The following is a 14,438-nucleotide window of genomic DNA, read 5'->3' as shown; positions in this document are numbered from 1 at the left end:
GGGGCGCCTGAGAGTTTCGCCCGAGTGTTGAGCCGGGCTTGCACCGTCGGCGGGGCCGCCAGGCTGTGACCTGGCGAACCACTTTCCAGAGGCGTCTCTTCCGCGCGGTCCAGGGTGCCTGAGAGGTTCCGGGGAGGACTTGCTCCTTCGGCGCCGAGCTCAACGGTTATCGACTCGGTCTCTCCCGCGCGGATTCGTCGACCGCGGAAGTGAGCCTACCCTGCCGCTCGCGCGGCCTCATGATCAGCCGGTGCGACGGGCGTTGCGGCGCTGCGTGAGCTCGTCCGGCGTGACCGTTTCGATCACGCCGCCGTCGGCCCGTTCGGCCGGGAACTCGTGGATGGTGCCGCTGATCTCCTGCATCGCGCCGCTGACCGCGATGCCGAAGACGCCCTGCCCGCCCTGGAGTAAATCGACGATCTCTTCGGGCGAGGTGCACTCGTAGACGGTGGTGCCGTCCGAGAACAGGGTGACCTTGGCGAGGTCACGGACGCCGCGCAGGCGCAGATGGTCGACGGCGACGCGGATGTTCTGCAGGGAGACACCGGTGTCCAGCAGCCGCTTGACCACCTTCAGGACGAGGATGTCCTTGAACGAGTAGAGCCGCTGCGAACCGGAACCGTGCGCCGTGCGGATGCTCGGCGCGACCAGCTTCGTTCGGGCCCAGTAGTCGAGCTGCCGGTAGGTGATCCCGGCGATCTGGCAGGCGGCCGGGCCGCGGTAGCCGACGAGTTCGTCCGGGAGGGAAGAGTCGGGGAACAGCTCGCCCTGCTCGCCGTCAGCGACCGGAACGAGCGGCTCTTGAGGGCTACCAGCCTCGACCACGCCATGCCTCCCCTCGCCCGACCTGGCGGCCGGCGAACAAAGCCGCGCGGACCCACGGGAGTCCGCACCGGAGTTCCTCGTCAAGACGAATGCCCCAGACATCCGAATCACACCTTGGCGATTCACCTTCATTGACGGTAAGCGCGTCCGGCAAACCGGTCAACGCGACGCGCGGTCGGCCTCAAGCTCTTCTTGAGGCTTGTCGAGGACAGTCCCCCGTTCGGCCGCACGCTTGCCGGATTTACTCAGCCGTGTTAATTTTTACTCATGCAAGTAAATCCCTCCACCCAAAGTGCCCTGCAAGAGGTTCAGGCGGAGCTGGGGCTCTCGGTCACCGAGGCGGCCCGGCGGGCCCAGATCGTCGGGGCCGCGATCGCGACGATCGCCGACTTCGGCTACCACAAGACGTCGTTCGCGAAGATCAAGGAGCGGGCCGGGCTGTCCAGCACCCGGATCATCTCCTACCACTTCACCAACAAGGCCGGCCTGATGCAGGCCGTGGTCACCACCGCGACCGGGATGAAGGACAAGTTCCTCGAGGAGCGCATCGAGGGCACGACCGACCGTGCCGGGCTGCTGCGCGGCTACATCGAGGCGGAGATCGCCTTCCTCGGCTCGTACCCGGAACTGGTACGGGTCATGGTCGAGATGGCTTCGAGCGGCTCGGACGCCGAGGGCTGGTTCATGTCGGCGCCGCTCGTCGAGGAGTTCCGGACCGGACGGCTCGAACGTCAGCTGCGCCAGGGCCAGCAGGAAGGCGCTTTCGGCGACTTCGCGGCGGACGTGATGGCGCTGTCGATCGCGCAGGCCATCGACGGCGTCGCGGCGAAGTTCGCGGCGGATCCGAAGCTGGACCTGGAGCGGTATGGCCGCGAGCTGGCCGACCTGTTCCTCAAGGCGACCGCCGCCTGATCCGCATTCAGAGGACTAAACGCCTACGAAGAAGGGGCGGCACCACCAGGCGCCGCCCCTTCGATCGAGTTCTCGGGATCAGGTGTCCGCGCCGCGGAAGTCCTCCGGCGAGACCGAGTCGAGGAACTCGCGGAACTTCTCGACCTCGTCCTCCTGCTCGTCGGGGATGATGAGGCCCGCCTCCTCCAGCACCGCGTCGACGGCGTGGATGGGCACCCCCACCCGCAGCGCCAGCGCCACCGAATCGCTCGGCCGCGCCGAAACCCGGATGTCCCCGTCGAAGACCAGTTCCGCGAAGAACGTGCCTTCCTTCAGGTCGGTGATGACGACCTGTTCCAGCTCACGGCCCAGTGCGCCGATGACCTCCTTGAGCAGGTCATGGGTCAGCGGACGGGCCGGGCGGACTCCCTGCTGCTCCAAGGCGATGGCGGTGGCCTCCACCGAGCCGATCCAGATCGGCAGGTAACGCTCGCCTTCGGTTTCCCGCAGCAACAAGATCGGCTGATTCGCGGGTAGCTCCACCCGCACGCCGACGACGCGCATCTCGCTCATCGGGCTTCGCCTCCCTCTCGTGCGCACGGGCTGCAACGCTTGTCTCGACGACCAAGCGACGGTAGTCCCGACGCTACCCGTCTTCCGAGCGCTGTGCTCGCTGTCTCCGACATTCTCGGTTCGCCCGTGGCAAACCCGACTCTCACGGTACGGCATTGGATGCCGAACATTCAGGCATTGACAAGTGGCCGCACAACGGCTCCCGGTCACCTGGAACCGTTCAACCGCCCGTGACAGCCCGTATTCCGGCCTTCACCAAGAGCGTGTGCAACGCCACGGTCAAGGCGGCGAGCTCCCGGACGACTTCGTCGCCCCTCGCCTGGGCGTCCTCGTCACGATGCCGATACACCGGGGTCACGATCTGCTCCAGCAGGCCGACCTCGCGGTCGGCCGCGGCCCGGAAGGCACGCAGATGTCTCGGCTCTATACCGAATTCGGTCATCGCTTTCACGGTCTTCGCCACGAGGACCGCGTCGGGGTCGAAGAACCCCGCCGCACCTGGGCGCACGAGACCGTATTGCCGCAGCTCAGCCAGGGTGGCGGCGTCGATGCCGGCCTGGCGGAGCAGATCTTCCTCGGTCAGCCTGATCTCGCGATCGGTCTCGAAGTCCCCGGGGGACGGCAGTCCGCCGTTCTCCCCGGGGGCGTCGAGTGAAACGAGTTTCCGCGGCAGCCTCGGCATCGCCGCTTCCGGCGCGGCGCCCCGATCCGCCGCGTCCAGCTGTTCCTTGATGACCTTCAGCGGCAGGTAGTGATCCCGCTGGGCGGACAGGACGAACCGCAACCGCTCCACGTCCGCCGGAGCGAACTGCCGGTACCCCGACGGGGTCCGGCCCGGCTGGACCAGCCCCTCCGCCTCGAGGAACCGGATCTTGGAGATGGTGACATCGGGGAAGTCGCCGCGCAGCTGTGCCAGCACGGCCCCGATGCTCAACCCATCGCGCTGCGAAGCATCCCGATCAGGCCGCCCGGCCGCCGTCACCGTGCCCCCTGGCCCCCGGAACCCGGGCCGGTCAGGAAGACCAGGCGGAACTTGCCGATCTGCACCTCGTCGCCACCGGCGAGGACGGCCTGGTCGACCGGCTCGCGGTTGACGTAGGTGCCGTTGAGGCTGCCGACGTCGATGACGACGAACTCGCCGCCCTCACGCCGGAACTCGGCGTGCCGCCGGGAGACCGTGACGTCGTCGAGGAAGATGTCGCTGTCCGGGTGCCGTCCCGCACTGGTGGTGTCGCGGTCCAGCAGGAAGCGCGACCCCGCGTTCGGGCCCCGCTTGACGACCAGCAGCGCGGAACCCGCGGGCAGCGCGTCCACACCCTGGACGGGGGCCTCGGCAGCCGGAGGAGCCTCAGTGCCTTCGACGTCGGCCAGGAAGTCGGCCCGGAAGACAGAAGTCCGCTCCGGAGACTGCTCCGGGGGAACGCCGGGCCCGTCGTTCGTGCTCACCTGAGCTCTCCTAACGCATGTGTGTTGCCACTACTCAAGAACGTGTGGAGGTCAAACGTACCGTGCCTGATCGAATCTCCGGCCCGCGGCTCCCCCTACTCTTCCCGAAGGGCCACGGCCTGCGGCTATTCCTTGATCAGCGCCTGGTACGCCTCGGCCTCCAGCAGGGATTCCACCGAGCTCGCGTCGTCGAGACGGAGCTCGATCAGCCAGCCTTCGCCGTACGGGTCGCTGTTGATCAGCTCGGGCGATTCGGTCACCGCGTCGTTGACCGCGACCACCTCGCCGTCGAGCGGGGCGAACAGCTCCGAGACGCTCTTGGTCGACTCGACCTCGCCGAACGCGTCGCCCGAGCCGACCTGCTTGCCGACCTCGGGCAGTTCGACGAACACCACGTCACCGAGCTGGTCCTGGGCGTACTCCGTGATGCCCACGCGCACGAGCCCGCCGTCGCGCACGGAGACCCACTCGTGCTCCTCGGTGTACCGCAGTTCTTCTGGAGTGGACAACGCCGCTCCCCTTTCTGATGCCCTCACTCGAAACCGACGCGCGCAGTTTCCCATCCCGCCGGGTCACGCGCCCGGCGCCTCCCGCGACACGCCGGGAGCGGCCGGGCGCAGCGCCCGTACGGTCTGGACGACGTACAGCACGCCTGAATAGACGTACAGGACCGCACCCCATGCCGTGAAGGCGTAGCCGATCGGCCGGGCGATCGCGGCGATGTCGGAGCCGCCCTGGGTGAGCAGCAGGAACGGGAAGGCGTACATCAGCACGAAGGTGGCGCCCTTGCCGATGTAGGTGACCTCCGGCGGGGCGAACCCCCGGCGCCGCAGCAGCAGGACGCAGACGCCGAGGACGGCCTCCCGGACGACCAGCGGGACCACCAGCCACCACGGGATGATGTCGCGGATCAGGAAGGCGATGAGGGTCGCGAGGATGTAGAGCCGGTCGGCCGCGGGGTCGAGCAGCTGGCCGAGCCGCGACATCTGGTTGAGCCAGCGGGCGAGTTTGCCGTCGAGCCAGTCGGTGAGCGCGCTGAACACGAGCAGCGCGAGCGCCCAGCCGTCCTCCTTAGGGCCGAGGAGCAGCCACAGGAAGACCGGCACCCCGGCGAGCCGGAGGATCGAAAGCATGTTGGGGACATTCAGGGCCTGCCGCAGCAGGGAAGGCTCTTCGCTGGTCACGCTCGGTTCGGGGGGCGTACTCACCCGCTCAGCCTAGCCAGCGGCGGCAGGTCCTCCCGCGTCAGCTGGCCCGGGTGTGCGTCCAGCCGCGGCGTTGCAGGTCCGCGCTGGTCAGCGCCACGGGCCTGCCCCGGTGGTCGGTGCCCATCCAGCGATGGTGGCCCGCCGAGTTCTCCAGGACGTACGGGCGGCCGCCACACCAGACGACGGTGCACGGGGCCGTCGGGGGAAGCTCCGTGCTCGCCGGTGCGGTGGCCTGGGGTGACGCGGGGTCGGTCTGTTCGTCGGTCTTCATCGCTCTCACGGTTTCGGTGACGGGGACTGGGACACGCCGGAGCGCTACTTGTCTTTTCGGCAGAACGGGGCCGCGCGTTAACGGCTCGGCGCCGGATTCGTCCGATCGGTTCGCGACGACAGCAGGGTGTTGCCGCGCCGTGAACGGCATATTAATTGTCCACAGTGGACAGTGATTGTCCGGTCCTCGCGTATCGCGGCGACGGGGCCGCGATAGCCTCCCGCGAACCGAACGTGGCTCAATGCCACGACATCGGGCCCGGCCGGGTCAGAATGGGCCGGCCACGACCGGCCGACGAAAGGATCGCCTTGCCCGTCTCGACGACCACGGGAACGTGGCGGCGCCTGTTCGCGGTCTGCGCCGTCGCCGGAACGCTCGCCGCCTGTTCGGGCGAATCCCCGCCACCGCCTGTCACTTCGACGCCGGTCTCATCGCCCGCGATCCCCACGAGCGCGTCCAGCGTTTCGGTGCCGCCGATCCCGTCCCCAACCGCGCCGAGTCCGTCCGCCGCCCCGACTCCCGCCCCCAAACCGAAACCCGCTGAACCGGTACAGGGTTCCTGCGGGACGGTGACCGCGGCGAGCGGGCTGACCTTGCAGGTGCTCAACGGACCCGGCGTCTCCTGTGCGGAGGCGACCGGGATCGTCGACGCGTTCCACAAGAGGATCGCCGGCCGTCAGTCCGCGGGCTCGGACGAGCCGGTCAGCGAGACCGTGGACGGCTGGCTGTGCGTCTCCGGCGCTCCCGCCGCCCAGGGCGGCACGAGTTGCAGCAAGGGCGAGCAGAACGTGTTCGCCGCCGTCGTCCCCGTCGAATGAACCATCCCCGAGAAGAAGGGCCCATGAAGAGCCTCGCCGTGCTTCCCGCCGCGTTCGCCGTCGTCCTGCTGAGCGGTTGCGGCGCCGATCCCGCGCCCGCGGCCGCGCCGCCCCCGTCCTCCCCCGCACCCGCCGCCGACCAGGCCCTCGCCGGATCGCCGTGCGGAGAAGTCGCCGGATACCAAGGCGCGAAGAACAAGGTCGTCGTCCGGGGGAAGACCGACTGTGCCGAAGCGACGCAGGTGCTCAAGGACTACTTCGCCAAGCTGACACCCGCCGAAGCGACGTCACCGCAGGGGCCGGGCCCGGTCGTGGTCGGGGCCTGGACCTGCGGCAGCGGTCCGAACGATCCGGTGACGAGCTGTTCGACCGAGGACGAACGGCAGATCGAGGCCACCCGGAGCTGAGCACGGACGGCGGCGTCACTTCCCGCGACGCCGCCAGGTCCGGGTCTTCCGGTACAGGACACCGAGTCCGATCAGCATGCCCAGCAGGACCAGGCCGCACAACGCGACCATCACCAGGCTCAAGACCCGATTCGACCTTGACGGGTAAGCGAATCCGTCACCGGCGAAGATCCTGTCGCCTTCCGCGACCCTCTCGCCGTTGATCCTCCCCTGTCCGGTGCGCCCGTCGTCGAACCGCCACCCGGCCTCGCAGTAGGGAAACCGGCCGCTCATCGGCGGCCCGTCCTCGACACATCCGGAGACGGCGGTGACCGTGACGTCCTCTCCGGTGTTCAGTTCACGCACGCGGTCACCGAGGGCTCCCCCGGCCACCCACAACAGGAAAACGAGCGGGATCCCGCCCAGCAGCATCTGCAAGAGAAACCTGGAAGTCCCCGGTTCACCTGACAAGGAAGTCCCTTCTTCTCGGCCGTTCCAGGCTATTCACCGAAGCGACGGAGCTGCACGGGATTTGTACCCACCCCTTGCCAGCCGGAGTAAGAGTCGTCTAGACTCAAACTATGCTCACCAGGGAAGACGCCATGAAGGCGGTCGAGGACGCGGCCGGCCCGGCCGCGCTGTTCGCCCGCCATCGCTACCGCGAACTGGCGGCCGTGCTCCACCCCGACCGCAACCCCGGCGACGCGCGGGCCCACCGCGCGGCCGCCACGCTCAACCGCCTCCACGACGAGTGGAAGCGGACCCGGCGGCAGACGGTCACCACGGCGACGTCGGCCTACACCCTCGTCGCGCCGCACGCGGTGGGCAGTGTCGCCACGACCTACCGGACCACCGGCCCGCATCTGGTCAAACTCGTCCGCGATCCGGCGCTCAACCCGTTGATCCACGCCGAATGGGACGCGTTGCGCGCGCTGGACGGCTTCACCGAACGGCATCGATGGCTCCGCCCCTACTACCCGCGGCTGCTCGACACGTCGGGGCCGGTCGCGAGGGGCGATCGCGCGTTCAGCGTTCTCGATCCGCTCGTCGACGGCTTCCTCACCCTCGCCGACATCGGGAAGGCCTTCCCCGGCGGGCTCGACGGCCGCGACTACGCCTGGATGCACCGTCGTCTCCTGCGCGCCGTGGCCGGCGCGCACCGGGCGGGTGTGGTCCACGGCCATCTCACCGCGGACAACGTGCTCGTCCATCCCGGACAGCACGGCATCGTCGTGGCCGGCTGGTCGTTCGCCGTCGAAGACGGTGCGCTCCCGCTGGCGGCGGACAAATCCGTCCGCTATCCACCGGAAGTCCACAAAGGACAGCCGATGACCTCGGCCACCGACGTCCACATGCTCCACCGCATGATGCTGGACCTGCTGGCACCGGGCGAAACCCGCCAGCGCGAATTCGCCAAGTGGTGTCTCCAGGAGATCCCGGCACAACGACCCGAGGCCGCCGATCTGCTCGACGAGTACGACGAACTGCTCGCCGACCTGTACGGCCCTCGCACCTTCCGACCGTTCATCATCCCCGAGACAGGAGCCTGACCATGGGACACGGACACTGGGACGACAACGCCTACGCCGCCGCGAAGACCTTCCGCGCGGCCAAGGGTGAGGACGATTTCGGCTACACCGCCGATCTTCGTTCCAAGCCCGCCAAGGAATGGAAGGTCGCGGCCGCGCTGGACCCGCTGAACGCCGTGCGGGAATGCCGGGATTCGGCCGACCACAGCGATTCGACGCCGATCGCGGTGCTGTTCGACGTCACCGGTTCGATGCGCCGGGTGCCGCGGATCATGCAGGGCAAGCTCGGAAAGCTGCACGGCCTGCTGAAGCGCCGGGGTTATCTGGCCGACCCGCAGGTGCTGTTCGGCGCGATCGGCGACGCCGACAGCGACCGGGTTCCGTTGCAGGTCGGGCAGTTCGAATCGGACAACCGGATGGACGAGCAGCTGCGCACGATGTTCCTCGAAGGCGGTGGCGGCGGGCAGAAGAGCGAGTCCTACGAACTGGCCGCGTACTTCATGGCGCGGCACGTGGTGACCGACGCGTGGCAGAACCGCGGCCGCAAGGGCTATCTGTTCATCATCGGCGACGAGCTGAACAAGCCCGCGCTGGAGGCCCGCCACATCCGCCGGGTGATCGGGGACGACGTGCGGGAGGACATCGACCCGGCTTCGGTGTACCGGGAGCTGGCGCGCAAGTGGCACGTGTACTTCGTGCTGCCGAACCAGTCCTCGTACTACAACGACCCACAGATCGGTGAGCACTGGAGCGATCTGCTCGGCCAGAACTTCCTGAAGCTGGACGACCCGGGCGCGGTGTGCGAGCTGATCGCCGCCACCATCGGGCTGGAAGAGCGGGTGGTCGACGTCGACCGGGCGCTCGCCGACCTCGCGGACGTCGGCTCGGTCGCCGAAAGCAAGGCGGTCGGCAAGGCGCTGGCGAAGCTCGGCACCAAATCGGTCGTCACGTCGGCGGTGCCCGAGACCGGCGGGCCGAGCGACGTGGTGCTGCGATGAGACTCCTTGATGGTCACGTGGTGGTGGTCGGGCTCGGCTTCGGCGACGAAGGCAAGGGCGCGGTGGTCGACGCGCTCTGCGCCGCCCGGCCCACCACCGCGGTGGTCCGCTTCAACGGCGGCGCGCAGGCCGCGCACAACGTCGTCGTGGACGGGCGGCACCACACCTTCAGCCAGTTCGGGGCGGGCACGTTCGCCGGCGTGCCCACCCATCTGTCGCGGTTCGTGCTCGTCGAGCCGTTCGCGCTCGCCGCGGAAGCGCGGCGGCTCGAAGCGGCCGGCGTCCGGAATCCGCTGTCACTGCTGAGTGTGGACGGCCGGGCGCTGCTCACGACGCCGTTCCACATCCACGCCAACCGGGCCAGGGAGGAGGCCCGTGGCGTGAACCGGCACGGTTCGTGTGGCAAGGGCATCGGCGAGACCGTCTGGTACTCGCTGTTGCCCGGGGCCGCGCCGGGGGAGGTGGTGGAGAGCCAGGAGGTGATCGGGACGCCGGGGGAAGCGCCCACGGTCGCCGACTGCGCCCGGCCGTCGGTGCTGCGGCGCAAACTGGACGCGCTCGCGCGGTTCTACGCGCCGCTCGCCACGCCGCCGTACAGCGTCGACGAACTGGTGGCGCTGTACCGCGATTTCGCGGGCGCGGTGCGGATCACCGACGGGGACGAAACGGGGCGGCTGGCGGATTCCGGGCGGCTGGTGTTCGAGGGAGCGCAGGGGGCTCTTCTCGACCAGTACCACGGGTTCCATCCGCATACGACCTGGTCGACGACCACGCCGCACAACGCCCGCACCCTGTTGGGCGGGCGCCCGCACACCGTCGTGGGGGTGACGCGGACGTACCTCACCCGGCACGGCGCGGGACCGCTGCCGACCGAATCCGCCGCCGTCCTCGCCCGGTTCCCGGAGCGGCACAACGAAACCGGCGAATTCCAGGGCGCGTGGCGGGCGGGACATCTCGACGCGGCCTTGCTGGACTACGCGATCGCGGCTTGCGAGGGCGTGGACGCGCTCGCGGTGACCCATCTCGACGCGACCGGGCTGAAGGTCGTGCCCCGTGACGGCTCCCCCGCCGTCGACCTGCCGGATCCGCTGGCGTGGTTCGGCGCGCGGCTGCCGGTGGCCGTCATGGGGTACGGCCCGGACAGGGCCGGTTACCGGGTCGCGGAGGCACGGTCGACAATCAACGCGTGATCGATTCGACGCCGGTGTCCGTTGACGTGCTCGTGGTGCGGTTCGCCCCGGGCACCAGGAACGTCCTGTTGGGAATCGCGCCGCGGGCGGCCGAGCCGTTCGAGGGGGAACTCGCCCTGCCCGGGGTGCTGCTGGGGCTCGGGGAACGGCTGCGGGAGGCGGCGAGCCGGGCGGTGGTCGGCAAACTCGGCCTCCCGCCCGACGCGGTCTCGGCGACGGGACAGCTCGCCACCTTCGACGAGCCGAACCGTGACCCGCGAGGTCCCACGCTCTCCATCGCCTTGTGGGCCACCGTGAATCCCGCGCTCGACGACCCGGGGAACGTCGTCTGGGTGCCGTTGGACGAGGTCCCGCCGCTGGCCTTCGACCACGACCGGATCGTCGCCGACTGCCGTCCGATGCTGGCCGAACGGCTGTGGCGGGACGTCGCCTTCACCGCCGGGCTGCTGGGACCGATCTTCACCACGGCACAGGCGCTGGACGTCACCGAAGCGCTGACCGGGGACCGCCCGTATCCGGCCAATCTCGGCCGGACGATGGAGCGGGTCCCCGGTCTGCGGCGTACCACCGAACACGCGGCCGCCCTCCCCAAGGGAGGACGGCCGCCGTCGCTGTGGCGCTGGGAGTGACTCAGATCCCGCAGGAGGACGCCGACCAGAAGCGCGTCGACCGGTGTGCCACGTGGGTGTGATCGTTGTGGCCGGGGTAGCCCGGCCCGAGGATCTCGGCGAACCCGTGGTTACGGGCCTGCTTCGCCAATCCGCAGAAGCCTTGCGAGCCGGCGCCGAGGTCGACGGCGTCACCGTAGAGATGACGGCTGTTGGTCGCGCCGCCGACCGCGTTGTTGCAGGCGACGCTGCGGAAACCGCCGTTGACGTCGATCGGCCGGTCGCCCATGGCGTGCCGCATCGCCTGCAGCTTCCACATCGAGACCAGCGCGTTGGCCTTCGCCGTCGCCGGTGGGACGTTGCCGCCCGACCAGTCGGAGTTGCACCGGTTCAGTTCCGCGTAGGTGAAGTTGATCGGCGTGCAGTCGTCGTCCTGCAACGCGTAGAGCTTCGAGAACGTGGCCGAACCGGCGATGCCGTCCGCGGCCAGCCCGTATGCCTGCTGGAAGCGGGTGACCGCGGCCTTGGTCCCCGCGCCGAACTGGCCGTCGAGGGCGAGCACGCCGCCGTAGCCGGGGTACCCGGCCACACGGATCTGCAGCTGCCGGACGTCCTCACCGGACGCGCCTTCCGACAACGTGCGTCCCCAGGAGTAGCACGCGTCGGCGACGGACATTTCGCCCGCTGTCACCGGGCCTGGATCGGCGGCGGCCGGGGTGGCCACCGCGGTACCGAGCCCGGCCACCAGGGCGAGCATCGGCAGGAGGAAACGAATGCGCATGACAGGAACACCTTTCAAAGCAGGGAAGGTGAGACCCGTGACCCCCACGGGTTGTCAACGATTCACTGCCGAGGATGCTAACGCGGTTCCGGTTACCGCGCTGTGGGTCGTTCGACCCACACGCCCGAACCCGGAACTCGCGTGATCGGAGCCGCGACTCGCGTGATCGGAGGCGGAACGCGCCGGATCACGCGAGTTCCGCCCTCAAGCACGCGAGTTCCGGCTCCGATCACGCGAGTTCGGAGTTCGGGACCGGGCTGTCAGCCCTTCAGCTGCGGGAAGTCCTCTTCGCGGAACTCCCCCGCCGGCCGGCCGTCGGCTTCGTTCTCTCGGCCGCGCAGTTCGACCCGGCGGATCTTGCCGGAGATCGTCTTCGGCAGGTCGGTGAACTCCAGCCGCCGGATTCGCTTGTACGGGGCCAAATGTTCCCGGCAGAAGGCCAGGATGGACACCGCGGTGTCGGCCGTGGGCTCGTGCCCGTTCGTCAGGACGACGTAGGCCTTCGGGACCGCGAGCCGGATCGGGTCCGGCGCCGGGACGACCGCCGCTTCGGCGACCGCCTCGTGTTCCAGCAGGACACTTTCCAGCTCGAACGGCGAGATCCGATAGTCCGACGCCTTGAACACGTCGTCCGTCCGGCCCACGTAGGTGATGTAGCCGCGTTCGTCGATCGACCCGACGTCGCCGGTGTGGTAGAAGCCGTTCGCGAACGCCGCGGCGGAGCGTTCCTCGTCGTCGGCGTATCCGGCCATCAGCCCGACCGGCCGCTGGGCGAGGTCGAGGCAGATCTCGCCCTCCTGCGCGCGCTCCCCCGTCACCGGGTCCACGAGCGCCACGGTGAAGCCCGGCAGCGGGCGGCCCATCGACCCCGGCACGACGTCCTGTCCGGGGGTGTTCGCGATTTGGACGCTGCTCTCCGTCTGCCCGAAACCGTCGCGAATCGTGACACCCCAAGCCTTTTCGACCTGGTCGATCACTTCGGGGTTGAGCGGTTCGCCCGCGCCGACCACCTTGCGCGGCGGCGTCTTCAGCACGGTCAGATCCGCTTGGATCAGCATCCGCCACACCGTCGGCGGAGCGCAGAAAGTGGTGATACCGCACCGTTCCATCTGCGCCATCAGCGAGACCGCGTCGAATCGCGCGTAGTTGTAGAGGAACACCGTCGCCTCGGCGTTCCACGGCGCGAAGACGTTGCTCCACGCGTGTTTCGCCCATCCGGGCGAGGAGATGTTGAGGTGGACGTCGCCCGGTTCGAGGCCGATCCAGTACATTGTGGACAGATGGCCGATCGGGTACGAGACCTGGGTGTGCTGCACCAGTTTCGGCTTCGCGGTGGTCCCCGAGGTGAAGTACAGCAGGAGCGGGTCTTCCGCCGCCGTCGGGCCGTCGGGCGTGAAGGTGTCCACTTCCTCGTAGGCGTCCACGAAGGACCGCCAGCCTTCGACCGGTTCACCGACGGCGATGCGCGTGTAGTCGCCCTCGACGTTCTCGAACTTGTGCGCGTCGACGGACCGGATCACGACGTGTTTCGCCGCGCCCCGCTCGACCCGGTCGGTGAGGTCCGCCGGGCCGAGCAGGGTCGAGGCCGGGATGATGACGGCGCCCAGTTTGATCGCGGCGAGGATCGTCTGCCACAGCTCACCCTGGTTGCCCAGCATCAGGATCAGCCGGTCGCCCCTGGCCACGCCGAGCGAGCGCAGCCAGTTCGCGACCTGGTTGGACCGCCGCGCCATCTCCGGATAGGTCCAGCGGTTCTCGATGCCGTCCTCTTCGACGATCCACAGCGCGTACCGGTCCTGATTGGCCGGATCGGCCGCGACGACGTCGAACCAGTCGAGCGCCCAGTTGAACTCGGCGGGCTGGGGCCAGGTGAAGTCCCGATAGGCGGTTTCGTAGTCCTCGCGATGGGCCTGCAGATAGTCCCGTGCCTCGCGGAACGTGCGGTATGCCTCCGAAGCGCTCACGATCGTCCTCCTGGTCCGCTGGTTGGGCCGCCGGTTCTTTCTACTCCCCCTTGAACTCGGGCGCGCGGCGCTCGAGGAAGGCCTGCACGGCCTCGCCCAGGTCCTTGCTGGGCAGGAAGGCCGCGTTCCAGGCCGAGACGTAACGCAGGCCGTCCGCGACCTGACGTTCGGTGTTGGCCGAGAGGACGTTCTTGGTGCCCTGCACGACCAGCGGCGGGTTCGTGGCGATCTCCGCCGCCAGTTTGCGGGCCTCGGCCAGCAGGGTGTCCTGATCCGCGTAGACGTCGTTGACGAGGCCGATCTTCTCGGCGCGAGCGGCGTCGATGTCCTTGCCGGTCAGGGCCAGTTCGCGCAGGTGCCCCTCACCGATGATCGGGGCGAGCCGCTGGAGGCTGCCGAGGTCGGCCACGATCGCGACCTTGACCTCGCGGACGCTGAACTTCGCGTCGGCGCTCGCCAGCCGGATGTCCGCGGCCGCGATCACGTCGACCCCGCCACCGATGCACCAGCCGGAAATGGCCGCGATGACCGGTTTGCGGCATTCCGCGACCGAGGACACGCTCGCCTGGAGGCTCCGGACCTCGTCGAGGAACTTGGTGCGCGGGCCCGCCAGCGCGTCGCCGCCGAGCATTTCGCCCCAGCTGGGCATCATCGCGGGCAGATCGAGCCCGTAGGAGAAGTGCTTGCCGCTCCCGGTCAGCACGACCGCCCTGACCTGGGGGTCCGCGTCGAGCGCGCGGAAGACGATCGGCAGCTCACGCCAGAAATCGGGGCCCATCGCGTTGCCCTTGGACGGACCGAGCAGCGTCACTTCGGCGACGTGCCCGTCGATCTCCACCTTGAGCGAAACGAGATCGGGAAGACTGTCAGCTGTAGCGGTCATGAGGTCATCTTGACTCATGTGATTGACAGGCTGCCAACGGCCACTGTGCCCGGCCGCGCCTGAGATG

19 protein-coding genes and 1 riboswitch are annotated in these 14,438 nt (G+C 69.0%); of the genes, 7 read left to right on the top strand and 12 right to left on the bottom strand.

The genetic code is table 11. The features are described from left to right. Nucleotides 1-95: 95 nt before the first annotated feature. Nucleotides 96-197: riboswitch (glycine riboswitch) on the bottom strand. A gap of 46 nt (nt 198-243) precedes the next feature. Further along, nucleotides 244-825 (bottom strand): MerR family transcriptional regulator, encoded by a 582-nt coding sequence (locus tag AB8M46_RS18440; RefSeq protein WP_005150040.1) that lies wholly within the window; start codon nt 823-825, stop codon nt 244-246. A gap of 267 nt (nt 826-1,092) precedes the next feature. Here AB8M46_RS18440 and AB8M46_RS18435 point away from each other — a divergent pair, with 267 nt between their 5' ends. Next, a complete protein-coding gene (locus tag AB8M46_RS18435; protein WP_016334079.1) occupies nt 1,093-1,737 on the top strand; it encodes a TetR/AcrR family transcriptional regulator in 645 nt (214 codons plus the stop codon). 78 nt (nt 1,738-1,815) lie between these two features. Here the strand turns inward: AB8M46_RS18435 and AB8M46_RS18430 are convergent, their stop codons facing one another. From AB8M46_RS18430 to AB8M46_RS18400, 7 genes are all read right to left on the bottom strand, one after another. Beyond that, nucleotides 1,816-2,289 carry a bifunctional nuclease family protein gene (locus AB8M46_RS18430; RefSeq protein ID WP_005150031.1) on the bottom strand — a complete coding sequence of 158 codons (474 nt, stop codon included), beginning with the start codon at nt 2,287-2,289 and terminating at the stop codon, nt 1,816-1,818. 220 nt (nt 2,290-2,509) lie between these two features. Then, nucleotides 2,510-3,271: a MerR family transcriptional regulator gene (locus AB8M46_RS18425; protein WP_038514056.1), complete on the bottom strand. Its 762-nt coding sequence runs from the start codon at nt 3,269-3,271 to the stop codon at nt 2,510-2,512. After that, complete coding sequence (gene garA / locus AB8M46_RS18420) at nt 3,268-3,735, bottom strand: glycogen accumulation regulator GarA (RefSeq protein WP_016334077.1); 468 nt, start codon at nt 3,733-3,735, stop codon at nt 3,268-3,270. Before garA ends, AB8M46_RS18425 begins: the two co-directional genes overlap by 4 nt. 125 nt (nt 3,736-3,860) lie before the next feature. Next, nucleotides 3,861-4,244 (bottom strand): glycine cleavage system protein GcvH, encoded by a 384-nt coding sequence (gene gcvH, locus AB8M46_RS18415; RefSeq protein WP_005150021.1) that lies wholly within the window; start codon nt 4,242-4,244, stop codon nt 3,861-3,863. 63 nt (nt 4,245-4,307) lie between these two features. After that, nucleotides 4,308-4,943, bottom strand: coding sequence for a CDP-alcohol phosphatidyltransferase family protein (locus AB8M46_RS18410; RefSeq protein ID WP_052120514.1), 636 nt, complete (start codon nt 4,941-4,943; stop codon nt 4,308-4,310). A 37-nt stretch (nt 4,944-4,980) separates the two neighbouring features. Next, nucleotides 4,981-5,214, bottom strand: a complete 234-nt coding sequence (locus AB8M46_RS18405; RefSeq protein WP_016334075.1) for a hypothetical protein — start codon at nt 5,212-5,214, stop codon at nt 4,981-4,983. A gap of 238 nt (nt 5,215-5,452) precedes the next feature. Continuing rightward, nucleotides 5,453-5,743: a hypothetical protein gene (locus AB8M46_RS18400; protein ID WP_394360933.1), complete on the bottom strand. Its 291-nt coding sequence runs from the start codon at nt 5,741-5,743 to the stop codon at nt 5,453-5,455. 40 nt (nt 5,744-5,783) lie between these two features. Between AB8M46_RS18400 and AB8M46_RS18395 the strand changes: the two genes are divergently transcribed. Both AB8M46_RS18395 and AB8M46_RS18390 read left to right on the top strand, forming a co-directional pair. Further along, on the top strand, nt 5,784-6,032 hold the full coding sequence (locus tag AB8M46_RS18395; RefSeq protein WP_037339884.1) for a hypothetical protein: 249 nt from the start codon (nt 5,784-5,786) through the stop codon (nt 6,030-6,032). A 23-nt stretch (nt 6,033-6,055) separates the two neighbouring features. Continuing rightward, nucleotides 6,056-6,439 (top strand): hypothetical protein, encoded by a 384-nt coding sequence (locus AB8M46_RS18390; RefSeq protein WP_037337309.1) that lies wholly within the window; start codon nt 6,056-6,058, stop codon nt 6,437-6,439. 15 nt (nt 6,440-6,454) lie between these two features. Here the strand turns inward: AB8M46_RS18390 and AB8M46_RS18385 are convergent, their stop codons facing one another. Next, complete coding sequence (locus AB8M46_RS18385; RefSeq protein ID WP_394361721.1) at nt 6,455-6,850, bottom strand: hypothetical protein; 396 nt, start codon at nt 6,848-6,850, stop codon at nt 6,455-6,457. 149 nt (nt 6,851-6,999) lie between these two features. Here AB8M46_RS18385 and AB8M46_RS18380 point away from each other — a divergent pair, with 149 nt between their 5' ends. The 4 genes from AB8M46_RS18380 to AB8M46_RS18365 are packed head-to-tail and all read left to right on the top strand — an operon-like array spanning nt 7,000 to nt 10,764. Beyond that, nucleotides 7,000-7,968, top strand: a complete 969-nt coding sequence (locus AB8M46_RS18380) for an adenylate cyclase (RefSeq protein ID WP_394360932.1) — start codon at nt 7,000-7,002, stop codon at nt 7,966-7,968. A gap of 2 nt (nt 7,969-7,970) precedes the next feature. Then, nucleotides 7,971-8,945: a hypothetical protein gene (locus AB8M46_RS18375; protein WP_394360931.1), complete on the top strand. Its 975-nt coding sequence runs from the start codon at nt 7,971-7,973 to the stop codon at nt 8,943-8,945. Next, entirely contained in the window at nt 8,942-10,135 is a 1,194-nt protein-coding gene (locus tag AB8M46_RS18370) for an adenylosuccinate synthetase (RefSeq protein WP_394360930.1), read from the top strand. Before AB8M46_RS18375 ends, AB8M46_RS18370 begins: the two co-directional genes overlap by 4 nt. Further along, nucleotides 10,132-10,764, top strand: coding sequence for an NUDIX domain-containing protein (locus tag AB8M46_RS18365; RefSeq protein WP_394360929.1), 633 nt, complete (start codon nt 10,132-10,134; stop codon nt 10,762-10,764). The genes AB8M46_RS18370 and AB8M46_RS18365 overlap by 4 nt, the downstream gene beginning before the upstream one ends. A 1-nt stretch (nt 10,765) precedes the next feature. Here AB8M46_RS18365 and AB8M46_RS18360 read toward each other — a convergent pair whose 3' ends face one another. The 3 genes from AB8M46_RS18360 to AB8M46_RS18350 form a co-directional block, all read right to left on the bottom strand. Next, the gene (locus AB8M46_RS18360; RefSeq protein ID WP_037337290.1) at nt 10,766-11,524 is read right to left on the bottom strand and encodes a D-Ala-D-Ala carboxypeptidase family metallohydrolase; all 759 of its coding nucleotides are present in this window, start codon (nt 11,522-11,524) and stop codon (nt 10,766-10,768) included. Nucleotides 11,525-11,784: 260 nt separating this feature from the next. After that, the gene (locus AB8M46_RS18355; protein ID WP_394360928.1) at nt 11,785-13,488 is read right to left on the bottom strand and encodes an AMP-binding protein; all 1,704 of its coding nucleotides are present in this window, start codon (nt 13,486-13,488) and stop codon (nt 11,785-11,787) included. Between the two features lie 40 nt (nt 13,489-13,528). Then, the gene (locus tag AB8M46_RS18350; protein ID WP_037337283.1) at nt 13,529-14,371 is read right to left on the bottom strand and encodes a crotonase/enoyl-CoA hydratase family protein; all 843 of its coding nucleotides are present in this window, start codon (nt 14,369-14,371) and stop codon (nt 13,529-13,531) included. Nucleotides 14,372-14,438: the final 67 nt, after the last annotated feature.

Origin of the sequence: Amycolatopsis sp. SB7-3 (assembly GCF_041021335.1) — a bacterium.
Taxonomy (GTDB): domain Bacteria; phylum Actinomycetota; class Actinomycetes; order Mycobacteriales; family Pseudonocardiaceae; genus Amycolatopsis; species Amycolatopsis japonica.
Note: the sequence above shows the minus strand (reverse complement) of the source record. Positions and strands in the feature narration are given on the sequence as shown.

Coding starts and splice junctions, on each gene's coding strand:
- AB8M46_RS18385 (WP_394361721.1), bottom strand. CDS start 6,850: ATGCTGCTGGGCGGGATCCCGCTCGTTTTCCTGTTGTGGGTGGCCGGG.
- AB8M46_RS18390 (WP_037337309.1), top strand. CDS start 6,056: ATGAAGAGCCTCGCCGTGCTTCCCGCCGCGTTCGCCGTCGTCCTGCTG.
- AB8M46_RS18370 (WP_394360930.1), top strand. CDS start 8,942: ATGAGACTCCTTGATGGTCACGTGGTGGTGGTCGGGCTCGGCTTCGGC.
- AB8M46_RS18435 (WP_016334079.1), top strand. CDS start 1,093: ATGCAAGTAAATCCCTCCACCCAAAGTGCCCTGCAAGAGGTTCAGGCG.
- AB8M46_RS18375 (WP_394360931.1), top strand. CDS start 7,971: ATGGGACACGGACACTGGGACGACAACGCCTACGCCGCCGCGAAGACC.
- AB8M46_RS18405 (WP_016334075.1), bottom strand. CDS start 5,214: ATGAAGACCGACGAACAGACCGACCCCGCGTCACCCCAGGCCACCGCA.
- AB8M46_RS18380 (WP_394360932.1), top strand. CDS start 7,000: ATGCTCACCAGGGAAGACGCCATGAAGGCGGTCGAGGACGCGGCCGGC.
- AB8M46_RS18350 (WP_037337283.1), bottom strand. CDS start 14,371: ATGACCGCTACAGCTGACAGTCTTCCCGATCTCGTTTCGCTCAAGGTG.
- AB8M46_RS18360 (WP_037337290.1), bottom strand. CDS start 11,524: ATGCGCATTCGTTTCCTCCTGCCGATGCTCGCCCTGGTGGCCGGGCTC.
- AB8M46_RS18430 (WP_005150031.1), bottom strand. CDS start 2,289: ATGAGCGAGATGCGCGTCGTCGGCGTGCGGGTGGAGCTACCCGCGAAT.